Raw genomic sequence first — 11,967 nt, forward strand, 5'->3', positions numbered from 1 at the left:
CGGGTAGGGTGCCCCGGTGCTCGACGAACTGGACCGGGTGGACTGGGCGGCGCCCGGCCACGGCCACGGCCCCGCGGAGGACGTGTCCGAGCTGGTTCCGCTGCTCACCCACCCGGATGCCGACACGCGCGCGGCGGCTGCCCAGACGCTCGCCCGGTGCATCATCGACCCGGCGTTGCTCACCCGTCTGCTCGGCTCGTCGTCGGCGGACCTCCGGCGGGCGGCGGTACGGGCGCTGACCCTGCGCTGTCAGGCGTCGCGGTCTGCGCCGGCTGTGCTCGTACCGTTGCTCGGGCCGGCGTTGCACGATCCGGAGGTGCGCGACGAGGCCGTGTCCGCGCTGCGCCGCTGCGGCCGGGCCGCCGCCCGGCACGCCGACGTCCTCAGCGAGGTGGCCGCCGGTTACCCGGCCGGGGCCGCGCGCGAGGCCGTCGAGACGCTCATGCTCCTCGGCGATCCCCGGTGGGTCGGCCCGGTGGTGCAGGCCGCGCTCGACGGCGCTCCGCGGGCGCCGCGCACCCTCACGCCACCGCCGTGCCCACCGGCGGTGCTCGACGCGGTCCGCGCACAGCTCACCTGGCTCGCCGCCGCCCCTGGTGCCACGGCGGCGGTGGAGCTGCTCTGCGAGGTCGTCGCCCGGTGGGAGACAGGCGCCGCCGCGGCTGTACCGGAACTGCTTGCTGCTCTTCCGCAGGCGCCGGTAGCGGCGACGCGGGCCCTGCTCGCCGTCGGCCATGCCGCCGCGCCGATGATCCCGGGCCTGCGCGCGGCCGCCACCCGGCCCGGCGGGCTCCTCGCCGCCACGGCGCTGTTCCGGCTGACCGGCGACCCGGCGCCCGCCCTGCGCGCCCTGCTCACCGCCCGGCCGCCGGTCCCGCCGGGCGTCGTGGCGCTGCTCGGTCCGCTGGCCCAGCCGCTCGTGCCGGAGCTCGAGCTGCTCCTCACCGGCGCGGCCGCCGCCACCCAGCCGCAGTGCGCCGCCCAGGTGCTGGCCGCGCAGATCGTCATCGCGGCCACCGGCGACACGACCGCGGCCCTGCCGACCCTGTACGCCGTCCTGACCGCCGGTGGGCCGCGCGCGGCGCTGGCGACGACCGTCGTGACCGACCTCGCCGGGGGAACGGGTGGGTGGCGCGGCGAGATGCGCGTCTGGGAACCGGACCTGCGGGCACTGCTCGGCGACGCGTCAGCCGGTGTGGGCGCGGCGGGCGCGCTGTGGCGGCTCGGCGTGCCGGCTGGTGAGCTGGTCCCGGCCCTGGTGGGTGCGATCGAGCGGGGACGTCGTGTCGCCGCGGCGATCGAGCTGCTGCGCGAGATGGGGGCCGACGCCGAGCTGACGGACCTGGCCGGGCGGGACGTGCGCCTGGCCGGCGCGGGAGCGGACCTCGTCAGCACCGACGAGCTGCTGCGCGCCCGCATGCTCAGTCCATGACGTGGCCGCCGTTGACCGTGATGCGTTCCCCGGTGATGAAGCGGGCGGCGTCGGAGGCGAGGAAGGCGACCACGTCGGCGATCTCGGCGGGCGTACCCATCCGGCCCAGCGGCACCTCGCGGCGGTATGCCTCGACGTAGCGGGGGTCCATCGAGGCGTGCCGCTCCACCGGGATCCAGCCCGGTGCCACCACGTTCACGGTGATGTTCCACGGCCCGAGCTCCCGCGCCCACGTCCGGGTCAGGGAGAGCTGAGCGCCCTTGGCCGCGCTGTACGCCGACATCCCCGGCGCCGACCGCTCGAACAGGTCGGACCCGATCTGCACGATCCGGCCGCCGCCGCGTGAGCGCATCCCCGGCACCACCGCCTGCATGAGCAGCGTCGGGCTCTTCACGAAGAAGGTCAGCTGGTCGAGATGGTCCTGCCAGGTCACGTCGACCGCGTCGATGACCGGCTGCGGGCCGGTCGCGTTGGGCACGAGGACGTCGACGGGCCCCAGCTCGGCCTCCACGGCGGCGACCAGTGCCGTCACGTCGTCCTCGTCGGTGACGTCGGCGTGGAACGCTGCGGCGCGGCCACCGGCGCGCGTGATGTCGGCGACGACGCGTTCGGCGTCCTCGCGGTCGGGAAGATAGTTCACCGCCACGGGCCGCCCGTCCGCCGCCAGCCGCCGGGCGATGTGGGCGCCCAGGCCCCGGGAGGCGCCGGTGACCAGTGCAGCTCCGTCCATGGACGCCGACGTTACCGGCGCAGGACGCGTACCCGCCCGCCGGCCTGCACGGCGACGGCGCCGGCCGCGCGGCGCAGGGCCGGCAACCGTCGTGGCCGCGGCGCGGTCCGGCCGTCGTAGTGCATCGCCGCCTCCCGGACGGCCAGCTCCGCTCCGGCCCTGGGCGGCAGAGCGCCGCTCGCGGTGAGGTCGCGCGCCAGATCCCAGCCGTCGCGCAGGGAACCGTTGGTCGGCCGGGCCGCTGCCCATGCCGTCCACTCCGGCAGCCATCGCGGTCCCAGCGCGGCCGCCAGCTCCGGCCACTGCCGGGCGACCTCCCCGGCCCGCTTGCGCAGCAGCGCGACGCGGGCGGTCTCGACCAGCCGTGCGTCGAAACCCGGGGGTACGGGCGCGCCCGAGGTGAGCGCCGCCACCAGCGCCGCCTGCCGCTCGGCGAGCGACGTCACGTGATCACCGGGTATCCGGACGCGGCGGCGATCGCGTCCAGCTCCGCGGCGAGCTCGGCCGCGGGCGGGTACGCCCCGTCGCGTTCCAGCATGAGCGCGGGCGGCCGGTGCCGTCCGCACAGCTCGGTGACCAGCTCCAGCACCTCCCGCGGCACCGCGTCGGTGTGGGTGTCGTGGTAGACGCCGTCGTGCGCGGCGCCGCCGGCCACGTGACAGTACGCGATCCGCTCGAGCGGCAGCCGGTCGAACAGCGCCGCCGGATCGGTGCCGCGGTTGCGGGCGTTGGCGTACACGTTGGCCACGTCGAGCAGCAGGAGAGCGTCGGTCTGCTCGAGGATCTCGGTCAGGAAGGCGCCCTCGTCGAGCTCGTCGTCGGGCCAGTCGAAGAGAGCGGCGATGGGCTCGAGCGCCAGCGGGACGTCCAGCTCTGCTTGGGTACGGCGAACGTTGCCGACGACCGCGGCGACGGCCTCCCGGCTGCGCGGCACCGGCAGCAGGTGCCCCGCCTCCACCCCGCCCGCCCGGACGAACGCGATGTGCTCACTCACCAGGGGAGCGCCGAGGCGCTGCGCCACGGCCGCCAGGTGGGCGACGCGGGCCGACTCGACCGGCTCCGCGCCGCCGAGGGAGAGCTTCACGCCGTGCGGCACCACGGCGACGCCGCGATCGCGCAGGTCGGTGAGGCCGATGGGCAGGTCGCCGTGCGCGTGCACCGACTCCGCGACGACCTCGGCGAAGCGCAGGCCGGGAAGCTGCGCGACGAACCCGGCGATCTCGGGGCGCCAGCCGATGCCCACCCCGTACGCCGTCATCCGCCGCACCCACCGCCGCCGCAGCCCCCGCCACCTCCGCAGGAGCTGCCGCCGCCGCAGGAGCTGCCGCTGCTGCAGGAGCTGCCGCTGCTGCAGCTGGAGCCGCCTGCGCTGCTCGCGGCGCCGGCGGCGTTGATGCGCTGGATCTCGGCTTCCTCGGCGAAGGCCGGGTCCATCGTGTAGAGCGACGCCGCCCCGAACAGGGCCACGCCCATCGCCGCGCCGCCGGCGCCGTAGGTCGCGTACGAGGGGGACTGCCGGGGGGACAGGTAGTCGTGCCGCCGCCGCAGCTCCGTCATGCCCCTGAGGGCCGCGCCCGTCGCCCACCGCGTCGACTGCCACAGCTTGACGGTCACGATGATGGCGAACACGAGGGCGAAGACCAGGAAGAGGACCGGCTTGCCGTTAACCAACCCGGCCATCAGCCGCGCAATGCCGAGCAGCACCAGCGCGACGCCGGCGACCACCCACAGCCGGGCCGCCTGCAGCTGAGCCGCGGTGACCGCCAGGCCGTTCTGCTCCAGGCCGGCGCGGAGCTGGTCGAGCGCGGAACGCACCCACTGGTCGGCGAAGACCTCGCGAGCCCGGATGCGGCGCCCGGCCGCGTTGTACACGGCGGTGTCCAGCGGAGTGACGCCGCTGGGCAGCGGGCCGCTCTGCCACAGGGTCTTGTCGGGCGCGCTGCCGATGGCGTCCGCGCCGCGGAGCCCGCCGAGTGAGGCGTAGACCGCGAGCCGGTCGCCGCCGTTCAGGTAGGCGAGCTGCTGCGGTCCCAGCTTGTCGACGTGGGCGCCGCGCGTACCGGCGAACAGGGAGCGGCGGTGCACGGCGGCGAGCACGGCCACCGCCACGACGGCGGCGAGATACCAGAGGAGGAAGGTCGGACCGGATACGCCCCACGTGTCGTTCATGTGACCTCCCGTGTTCGCAGTGTCGCTGGCCTCATTGTGCAGGCCGATGCAACGGTGGAATCACGGTCGCCTGACAGCTTCCTCCACGACATCGAGCACTCGGCTGAGCTCGCCCGCCGGACGGCCGGTGGCGAGGTGCAGGACGAGCCCGTCGTACGCCAGCTCCAGGAACTGGGTCAGCACGTCGACCGGCACGTCCTCGCGCAGCACCCCGGCCTCGCGCTGGCGCTGGAGGCGGTCCCGGGTGGCCGTCGCGACCGCCGCCGACCGTTCGGTCCAGCGCTTGGCGAACTCCGGGTCGGTGCGCAGGCGCCGGGACACCTCCAGCTGGGTGCCGAGCCAGCCGGCGGTGTCACCGCTCCCGCCGGCCCGTTCCAGCAGGTCCCGCATCACCTGGACGAGGCCGTTGCGGGCCACCGTCTCGACCATCGCGGCGGCGTCGTCCTCGGCCACCGCGAGGAACAGCGAGTCCTTGTCGCGAAAATGGTGGAAAATCGCGCCCCGGGACAGGCCGGTGGCCTCCTCGAGGCGGCGCACGGTGGCGCCCTCGTAGCCGTACCGCGCGAAGCACCCGCGGGCCGCCGCGAGGATCTCGTGGCGGCGGGCTTCTAGCTGGTCCTGGCTTACCCTGGGCACGGAAGCGATGGTGTCACGCGGCCGTGGGCGCTTGCAATCCGTACGTACGGCTTGCCACCCTCGGCACCGGCTTCCTGATGATGCGAAAACAGCCGACCGGACGGCCCACAGTTAACACACTTGGGGTGTTCGCTCCCGTATTCACTCACGTAGAGTGCGCGGGTGCCTCTCGTCTTCCTCGCCTTGGACGACACCCTGCTCGACCGCAGCGGTGCCTTCAAGTTGTGGGCGAAGGGCTTTCTCGACGAGATCGGAGCACCACAGGAAGATCTCGACTGGTTACTCTCCGTGGATGCCGACGGGCTCACCTCGCGGTGGGACCTCGCCGACCTGGTCCGCGACCGCTACCAGCTCGACGTGCCCTCCATCGACCTGCTGGAGGAGCTGCACGAGGGGCCCCTGGCGTACGAGCGGCTGGATCCCCTGGTGGCCTGCGCGCTGCAGATCGCCGGCGACGCCGGCTGGGTGCCGGTCGTGGTCACCAACGGCCCGCACGAGCAGCAGGAATCGCGGATCCGCCGGACCGGGCTGGACCGCTACATCGCCGACTGGGTGATCTCCGAGCAGGCAGGGGTGAGCAAGCCCAACCCGCGGATCTTCGCGCTGGCCGCCCAGCGCGTCCGGATGCGGCTCAGCGGCGCCTGGATCGTGGGCGACAGCCCCGAGGCCGACATCGGCGGGGCGGCCGCCATGGGACTACCGAGCGTGTGGCTGCACCGGGGCCGGGAGTGGATCGACAACCGGTTCGCGCCGACCCGCGTCGTGGGCAACGTCATCCAGGGCCTGTCGGCCATCATGGCGACCGGAAAATAGGTTGCACGCCCGGGCGTCCCCCGGGAGAGTGCTCCCGTACGTGTTCCGCAGGAATTCTCGAGAGAAGGGGGTGGACCCCATGGCTGTCGTTGTCCTTCGCCGTGCCCAGGTTCAGAAACTTCCTTCTTCCTTCTCCGAGGAGACCATCCAGTGCGAGAGCACGACTCTTTCGGCCCGGCCACCATGCGCCGCGGCCGCCGCAAGTTCGACGACGACGAGCCCGACTTCGTAAAGCGCGGCCGCCTCGAGCCGCAGCTCACCGAGGACCCCGACCTTCCCGACACCGGTGACCGCTGGTCGACCTGGGACGGTGCGCTGCACGGCCCCGAGCCCCGCCCCGACTGGGTCCGCACCGAGTACGGCGCGGTCGACACCGAGCTGGGCATGCTCAAGACCGGCAAGGAAGCCGACGTCTACCTGGTCCGGCGGGGCATCCCGGACACCGACAAGACCAGCATGCTGGCCGCCAAGCGCTACCGCGACGGCGACCACCGCCTCTTCCACCGCGACGCCGGCTACCTCGAAGGCCGCCGTGTACGCCGCTCCCGCGAGATGCGCGCCATGACCAACCGCACGTCGTTCGGCAAGGAGCTCATCGCCGGACAGTGGGCGGCCGCCGAGTTCGGCGCGCTGTCCCGGCTCTGGCAGGTCGGCCAGGAGGGCGGCACGATCACGGTGCCGTACCCGGTCCAGCTGATCGGCACGGAACTCCTGCTCGAGTTCATCGGCGACTGGGAGACCGGCGAGGCGGCGCCCCGGCTCGCCCAGGTCCGCCCCGACCGCGACGGCCTCGAGGACCTGTGGCAGCAGATGGTGGAGGCGCTCAGCGTGCTCGCCCGGGCCCAGATCGCGCACGGGGACCTGTCGCCGTACAACACGCTCGTCCACCAGGGGCGGCTGGTGCTCATCGACCTGCCGCAGGTGGTCGACGTGATCGCCAACCCGCAGGGCGGCGAGTTCATGGCCCGGGACGTGCGCAACGTGGCGGCCTGGTTCAGCTCGCGCGGGCTCAAGGTGGACACCGAGGAGCTGATCGAACGGCTCTCGTACGAGGCCGGCCTGCTCTGACAACCGGGCCGCGGCCGCCGGTCACCCCGGCGGTCGCGGACCGCAGGTCACTGGAGGTAGTTCTCGACCTCGCCGGTGGTGTGCGCCTGCTCGGCGTCCGGGTCGTGTCCCGCGTCCCGGGCGGCCCGGCGCCGGCGGAGCAGATCCCAGCACTGGTCCAGCGCCTCCTCGAGCTCCGCGAGCCGGGCGCGCTCCTCGTCGCCGCTGATCTCGCCCCGGCGCAGCTGCTCGCGCAGCTTGTGCTCCTCGTCGACCAGGCCGTGGATCCGGCCCAGCACAGTCTTGTCATCCATGGGCCGAGCCTAGCCCTCCCGCTGCCGCAAGATCGGTGGTCAGGGCGGCATCGGCCGGCGTTCCTCGGGCGCGCTCGAGATGGAGCTGCGCAGCCCACCGACGGTGGCGCCGAGGTGACCCGGCTGCGAGTGGGTTCACCGGCCCTCGCCGGCCGCCCGGCCCCGAGCCCTCCGGACGAGGCCGGCTGCGCGGAGCGATCCGGGTATCGGTAGCGGGCGGCGGCTCGGCCGAGCCGGTGGTACCGGCATCCGGGTACCAAGGTATTCAATGTGACAGCGCCGGAATCGGCGTACGGAAATCCTTCAGTTGCCCGCGCTCTCGTAGCGGCGGAGGCCGCGCTTGAAGATGAAGGCCGCCGCGCCGGCGCAGTACGCGGCGACCAGCGGCGTCAGCAGTCCGAGCCATCGGGACTGGCCTGTGTCCAGCAGATACGCGGCCGGGAAGAAGCTGATGAACGCGAACGGCAGCACCGCGCCGAGCACCGCCTTCAGCGCCACCGGGTAGATGGACAACGGGAAACGGGCCAGGTCGCCGACCTGGTGCATGGCGAAGGCGAACAGCGGCGTGGGGCTGGACAGCCAGAACGACGCCGCGTTCGTGGCCAGGTTGATCGAGAGCTTGATGACGATCGAGCTGATCAGCAGCAGGATGCCGAGCAGCACCCGCCACGGCGTCCAGGTGACGTCCACGTGCGCGAGGCCGGTGCCGATCATGATGCCGCCCATGACGATGTTGCTCAGCCCGTTGATGCCGATCGCGGCGCTGCTCGACTGCAGGGCCACCGGGTACGGGCGGACGAGGAAGTAGTCGAGGTCGCCGCGGTTGATCTGCCAGGCCAGGCTCCACATGCCGTCGAAGAACAGGGAGCCGACGCCCTCGGCCAGGGCGACCGCGCCGAACATCATGAGGACCGACCAGAAGGTCCAGCCGTGGATCGCCGGGACCTTCGCGAACAGGGCCGACAGGAAGACGATGTTCACCACCTGCATCAGGACGGTGGCGACCGCCAGGATGAGGAAGTCGGCCTCGTACTCCAGCAGCGAGCGGAAGTGGGCGCCGAGCAGCCGCAGGTAGAGCCGTGCCGTACGCATGTCAGCCTCCGTTGACCGTGAGCCGGCGCAGGCCCGCCCGCCACACCAGGCGGGCGGCGAACCAGAGGACGACGACCCAGCCGAGCTGCACCGCCACCAGCTGCAGCCCGTGCCAGGTGTCGACCCGGCCCAGGAAGATCAGCGCCGGGGTGGAGGTGAGCCCGGCGAAGGGCGACCACTGGGCCGCCGTCGCCAGCCAGCCCGGCAGGTACGCCAGCGGGATGAGCGCACCGGAGAACAGGTTGATGACGGCGATGCGCGCCCACTGCACACCGATGAAGTTCTGCGTCCAGAAGCAGGTCAGCGTGCTCACATAGACGATCAGGAACTTCAACGGTACGAGCAGCAGCATGCTGGCCGTGAACAGGGCGAGTGCCGGCCCGGCCGGGGTGTCCACGCCGCCGGTCACGGCCAGCGTGGCGCCGACGACCACCCCGATCAGGACGATCTCGATCCAGAGGCCGCCGATCGCCTCGGCGAACCGGGCCATCTGGTAGTCCACCGGTTTGACCAGGTCCAGCGCGACGTCCCCGTCGAGGATGCGGAACGCCATCCGGAAGTCGCCCAGCACCGAGATCACCGTGCCGGCGGCGAACGCGACCAGCAGGTACGCCCGCATCTGCGGCCACGTGAACCCGTTCACCGGCGCCTGCTCGAGGATCACCCGCCACACCGCGAGCAACGCGACCAGCTGGACGAGCACGGCGCCGAGACCGAGCAGCAGGTTGAACCTGTACGCGAGCGCGGCCCGCGCGGTGGCCCGAATCAGGGCCCGGTAGCGCCTCATCCGAGCACCAGCTCGCCCGAGTACACCCGGCGGATGACGTCCTCGATGCTCGGCTCGTCCACCCGGAAGTCCACCAGCTCGGTGAGCCCCGCCAGCGCCGTCACCGCCTGCCCCGCCGTCATGTCGAAGCGGTCGAAGCGTACGGCGTACCGGACGGGACTGTCCTCGACCGTGACCTCCGCGCCGGGCAGCGACGCCCGCAGGCTCTCGAGCGGCGCGGGCCGCGCCGTCTCGATGTGCAGGATCCGCTCACGGGCGAACCGGTCCTTCACCGCCTCCAGGTCGCCGTCGAAGATGATCCGGCCCTCGTCGATGATGACCAGCCGGCGGCAGAAGCCCTCGATGTCGGCGAGGTCGTGGCTGGTGAGCATGACCGTGGTGCCCTCGTCGCGGATGCTGCGGAAGAACTCGCGGACCCGGTCCTTGACCGCCAGGTCCAGCCCGATGGTCGGCTCATCCAGGTAGACGACCTGCGGGTTGTGCAGCAGCGCCGCCGCGAGGTCCGCGCGCATCCGCTGGCCGAGAGACAGCTTGCGGCCCATGACGGGCAGGATCTCGCCGAGCTCCAGCACCTCGTCGAAGCGGGCCAGCCGCTTGCGGTAGGTGCCGTGGTCGATGCCGTACAGGTCGCGGAGGACGGCCAGCGACTCGGCGACCGGCAGGTCCCACCAGAGCTGCGTGCGCTGCCCGAACAGCACGCCGATGCGGTGCGCCACCGTCATCCGGTCGCGCTGCGGGTGCAGCCCGTCGATGCTCACGTCGCCCGCCGTCGGCACCAGGATGCCGCTGAGCAGCTTCACGGTGGTGGACTTGCCGGCGCCGTTGGGCCCGACGTACGCGACCGCCTCGCCGGCCTCGATGGACAGGTCGACGTGGTCGACCGCGACCTTCTCCTGGTAACGGCGGGCGAACAGATGCTTGACGGAGCCGGCCAGGCCGGGACCCTTGTCCGGGCGGCGGAACACTTTGGTCAGGGCTCTCGCCTCGACGATGGGCATGTGGCAGCAACCCCCGTATGGATGCCTTCATTGATCGCCACCACAGTACGGAACCGGTTTCGGGGCGCAAGTCAATTCCCGCGCCCCGCACCGGACGTCGTCACTGCTCGACCTCGCAGTAGCCGCCCTGCTCCTTCGTGCCGCCCTGGGTGGCTTTGAACTGGGTCAGCGTGCCGTTGAAGTCCTCCTCGGCCGTGGGCTGCTCCGCGGACGCGGGCACGACCCACAGCCACCGGCTCACGTCGCAGCTGCCCTGCCGCCGCGAAGGCCGCGCCGGTGACCAGCACGGCAACCGCGAGGGTGCCCATCAGACGTTTCGCCATGATCTCCCGTTCTCGCATCCACAATGGATCCTCGTGGTCGCCGACGGTTCGCGGCGGTGCCATCGGCCGGTCGGCCCCATCCGCAACCGCCCGCGACCAGGCGCAGGCTCAGGAGCCGGGCGACGGCACCCAGCGGTCACCGAGGGAACCGTGCAGGAAAAACAGCAGAATGCTGATCACGAGCGACGCCAGCATCCCGATACACAGGCCGAGAACGCCGCGGTCCCGCCGGTCCCGGTCGCCGGGCGGGTCGGCCGGTCTCGCCGAGCGTGTCCACGGGTGGTCCCGGAACAGCCAGAAGAGCAGGCCGAGCCCGAAGGGTGCGGTGGAGACCAGCCAGAACCAGTACCACCGGGTACCGAGGCGGGGAGCCGGCCCGGCGATGACGACGCCGAGGAAGACGAGGCCGAGAAGGGCGCCGGCCGCGACGAGCAGCGGACCGGGGGAGTCCACGTCGCGGTTCGAGCCTTCCCGCCCCGCGGCGCGAATGGTCTGCGCGAGACCGACGGCACCGGGCCCGGCATAGTCCGTAGCACTGACCGCGCCCGTCTCGTGGACCTCCTCGAAGTCGGAGGTGTCGGTCCAGTGCACCCGACCGTCAGCGGTCCGCCAGGCGAACAGCGGCCCCAGGGTGCCGGACGACTCCAGCGTGGCGCTGCCGAACCAGCGCCGGGACCGGTCGACGTCCCAGTGGTCCCCCCACTGGTACGCAGTCACCCGGCCCGCGGTCAGGTCCGCCTGGGCCTGCGCGTAGTCCTGCTGCCGCGGCGTCGTCCACCAGGTGACCGTTGCGGCGACCAGCCACACCAGGACGAGCGCTAGCCGCAGCACGCCCCACCATCGCCAGGTCCGCACGATCGGATTGTGTCAGCGAGGAGGCGTCACGGTCCCGGCCACTCCAGAATGCCGGGCGACGCTCGCCGCGAACGCCGCGTAGCCCGGGTGATCCGGTCCGATGATCCATCGCCCCTCGGGAGTCGGCTCAGCTGACAACTCGCGATACGCCTCCGCGGCCCGCGCCCCGCGGTCCCAGAGCACGCAGGGGCCGGGCACCCGGATCGAGAGCGCCCGGTCTCGCGCCGTGACGACGACGTGAAAGTCCTCCTCGACGTCGAGCAGGCACAGCGGCGCTCCGACCGACATCGCCAGATCGGCGAAGGTCCTCCGGATCGACGGCGAGCGGAGGAAGAGTTGCGACTGACCGGTGGTCGCCGGCGTGAAGTCGAAGATTGAATGCTCGGGCAGCAGCTCCGAGCCGTCGAAGACCATGAGATACGTGTACGCCACCGAGTAGCGAACCGTGCCGTCCGGCCAAGGGTGCGCGGTGCCGCCGTACATCGCGTCGAACTCGCGTAGCGGGGCGTCGGCGGGAAAGCATGGCGACAGGTCGAAGCTGGAAGCCGCGATGACGTCGGCCCACTCGACCGTCCGGCCTGCCTCGAAGCCGTAGGTGCCGGGCAGCAGCACCTCCGTTCCATCCGGCAGGAGCACCGTCGTCCCGGTTCCGTCGTTGCGGCTGAGCGCCGCGACGTTCCGGAGGAAGCGGCCCACGGCACGGTGCGGCACGTACACCTGATAGCTGTAGTCGACTCCCATGCCGCTCCCATGGTCGGTTGCGGCGGTGAG

Annotated in this window: 15 protein-coding genes; 3 read left to right on the top strand and 12 right to left on the bottom strand. The window is 72.4% G+C overall.

Going from position 1 to position 11,967, the window contains the following annotated elements; translation table 11 throughout:
• The first annotated feature begins 16 nt into the window (after positions 1-16).
• A complete protein-coding gene (locus AB0J80_RS19225) occupies positions 17-1,432 on the top strand; it encodes a HEAT repeat domain-containing protein (protein ID WP_364706403.1) in 1,416 nt (471 codons plus the stop codon).
• Here the strand turns inward: AB0J80_RS19225 and AB0J80_RS19230 are convergent.
• From AB0J80_RS19230 to AB0J80_RS19250, 5 genes are read right to left on the bottom strand one after another with little or no spacing between them, the layout of a single operon-like run.
• Positions 1,422-2,162: an SDR family oxidoreductase gene (locus tag AB0J80_RS19230; RefSeq protein ID WP_364706406.1), complete on the bottom strand. Its 741-nt coding sequence runs from the start codon at positions 2,160-2,162 to the stop codon at positions 1,422-1,424. The two genes, AB0J80_RS19225 and AB0J80_RS19230, sit on opposite strands and share 11 nt — an antisense overlap.
• 11 nt (positions 2,163-2,173) lie before the next feature.
• Positions 2,174-2,608 carry a hypothetical protein gene (locus AB0J80_RS19235; RefSeq protein ID WP_364706409.1) on the bottom strand — a complete coding sequence of 145 codons (435 nt, stop codon included), beginning with the start codon at positions 2,606-2,608 and terminating at the stop codon, positions 2,174-2,176.
• Complete coding sequence (locus AB0J80_RS19240; protein WP_364706411.1) at positions 2,605-3,420, bottom strand: DUF692 domain-containing protein; 816 nt, start codon at positions 3,418-3,420, stop codon at positions 2,605-2,607. Before AB0J80_RS19240 ends, AB0J80_RS19235 begins: the two co-directional genes overlap by 4 nt.
• Positions 3,417-4,331 carry a TIGR04222 domain-containing membrane protein gene (locus AB0J80_RS19245; RefSeq protein ID WP_364706413.1) on the bottom strand — a complete coding sequence of 305 codons (915 nt, stop codon included), beginning with the start codon at positions 4,329-4,331 and terminating at the stop codon, positions 3,417-3,419. The genes AB0J80_RS19240 and AB0J80_RS19245 overlap by 4 nt, the downstream gene beginning before the upstream one ends.
• 60 nt (positions 4,332-4,391) lie before the next feature.
• Positions 4,392-4,967, bottom strand: a complete 576-nt coding sequence (locus AB0J80_RS19250) for a helix-turn-helix domain-containing protein (RefSeq protein WP_364706416.1) — start codon at positions 4,965-4,967, stop codon at positions 4,392-4,394.
• Positions 4,968-5,129: 162 nt separating this feature from the next.
• Here AB0J80_RS19250 and AB0J80_RS19255 point away from each other — a divergent pair, with 162 nt between their 5' ends.
• On the top strand, positions 5,130-5,780 hold the full coding sequence (locus tag AB0J80_RS19255; protein WP_364706419.1) for an HAD family hydrolase: 651 nt from the start codon (positions 5,130-5,132) through the stop codon (positions 5,778-5,780).
• Positions 5,781-5,963: 183 nt separating this feature from the next.
• The gene (locus AB0J80_RS19260; protein WP_364706976.1) at positions 5,964-6,848 is read left to right on the top strand and encodes an RIO1 family regulatory kinase/ATPase; all 885 of its coding nucleotides are present in this window, start codon (positions 5,964-5,966) and stop codon (positions 6,846-6,848) included.
• Between the two features lie 47 nt (positions 6,849-6,895).
• Here AB0J80_RS19260 and AB0J80_RS19265 read toward each other — a convergent pair whose 3' ends face one another.
• The 7 genes from AB0J80_RS19265 to AB0J80_RS19295 form a co-directional block, all read right to left on the bottom strand.
• Complete coding sequence (locus AB0J80_RS19265; protein ID WP_364706421.1) at positions 6,896-7,141, bottom strand: DUF2630 family protein; 246 nt, start codon at positions 7,139-7,141, stop codon at positions 6,896-6,898.
• 303 nt (positions 7,142-7,444) lie between these two features.
• On the bottom strand, positions 7,445-8,233 hold the full coding sequence (locus AB0J80_RS19270) for an ABC-2 family transporter protein (RefSeq protein WP_364706424.1): 789 nt from the start codon (positions 8,231-8,233) through the stop codon (positions 7,445-7,447).
• A gap of 1 nt (position 8,234) precedes the next feature.
• Positions 8,235-9,020 carry an ABC-2 family transporter protein gene (locus AB0J80_RS19275; RefSeq protein ID WP_364706427.1) on the bottom strand — a complete coding sequence of 262 codons (786 nt, stop codon included), beginning with the start codon at positions 9,018-9,020 and terminating at the stop codon, positions 8,235-8,237.
• Positions 9,017-10,018 carry an ATP-binding cassette domain-containing protein gene (locus AB0J80_RS19280; protein WP_364706430.1) on the bottom strand — a complete coding sequence of 334 codons (1,002 nt, stop codon included), beginning with the start codon at positions 10,016-10,018 and terminating at the stop codon, positions 9,017-9,019. Before AB0J80_RS19280 ends, AB0J80_RS19275 begins: the two co-directional genes overlap by 4 nt.
• A gap of 100 nt (positions 10,019-10,118) precedes the next feature.
• Positions 10,119-10,259 carry a hypothetical protein gene (locus AB0J80_RS19285; RefSeq protein ID WP_364706432.1) on the bottom strand — a complete coding sequence of 47 codons (141 nt, stop codon included), beginning with the start codon at positions 10,257-10,259 and terminating at the stop codon, positions 10,119-10,121.
• A 190-nt stretch (positions 10,260-10,449) separates the two neighbouring features.
• Positions 10,450-11,196, bottom strand: coding sequence for a hypothetical protein (locus AB0J80_RS19290; protein ID WP_364706434.1), 747 nt, complete (start codon positions 11,194-11,196; stop codon positions 10,450-10,452).
• Between the two features lie 12 nt (positions 11,197-11,208).
• On the bottom strand, positions 11,209-11,937 hold the full coding sequence (locus tag AB0J80_RS19295) for a hypothetical protein (RefSeq protein WP_364706437.1): 729 nt from the start codon (positions 11,935-11,937) through the stop codon (positions 11,209-11,211).
• Positions 11,938-11,967 lie beyond the last annotated feature (30 nt).

The sequence above is a fragment of the Actinoplanes sp. NPDC049548 genome, from assembly GCF_040676695.1.
Lineage (GTDB): Bacteria > Actinomycetota > Actinomycetes > Mycobacteriales > Micromonosporaceae > Actinoplanes.

What these genes read in the sequence shown, in the direction of transcription:
- AB0J80_RS19275 (WP_364706427.1), bottom strand. Translation starts at nt 9,020, where the DNA reads ATGAGGCGCTACCGGGCCCTGATTCGGGCCACCGCGCGGGCCGCGCTC.
- AB0J80_RS19260 (WP_364706976.1), top strand. Translation starts at nt 5,964, where the DNA reads ATGCGCCGCGGCCGCCGCAAGTTCGACGACGACGAGCCCGACTTCGTA.
- AB0J80_RS19265 (WP_364706421.1), bottom strand. Translation starts at nt 7,141, where the DNA reads ATGGATGACAAGACTGTGCTGGGCCGGATCCACGGCCTGGTCGACGAG.
- AB0J80_RS19295 (WP_364706437.1), bottom strand. Translation starts at nt 11,937, where the DNA reads ATGGGAGTCGACTACAGCTATCAGGTGTACGTGCCGCACCGTGCCGTG.
- AB0J80_RS19270 (WP_364706424.1), bottom strand. Translation starts at nt 8,233, where the DNA reads ATGCGTACGGCACGGCTCTACCTGCGGCTGCTCGGCGCCCACTTCCGC.
- AB0J80_RS19230 (WP_364706406.1), bottom strand. Translation starts at nt 2,162, where the DNA reads ATGGACGGAGCTGCACTGGTCACCGGCGCCTCCCGGGGCCTGGGCGCC.
- AB0J80_RS19280 (WP_364706430.1), bottom strand. Translation starts at nt 10,018, where the DNA reads ATGCCCATCGTCGAGGCGAGAGCCCTGACCAAAGTGTTCCGCCGCCCG.
- AB0J80_RS19245 (WP_364706413.1), bottom strand. Translation starts at nt 4,331, where the DNA reads ATGAACGACACGTGGGGCGTATCCGGTCCGACCTTCCTCCTCTGGTAT.
- AB0J80_RS19240 (WP_364706411.1), bottom strand. Translation starts at nt 3,420, where the DNA reads ATGACGGCGTACGGGGTGGGCATCGGCTGGCGCCCCGAGATCGCCGGG.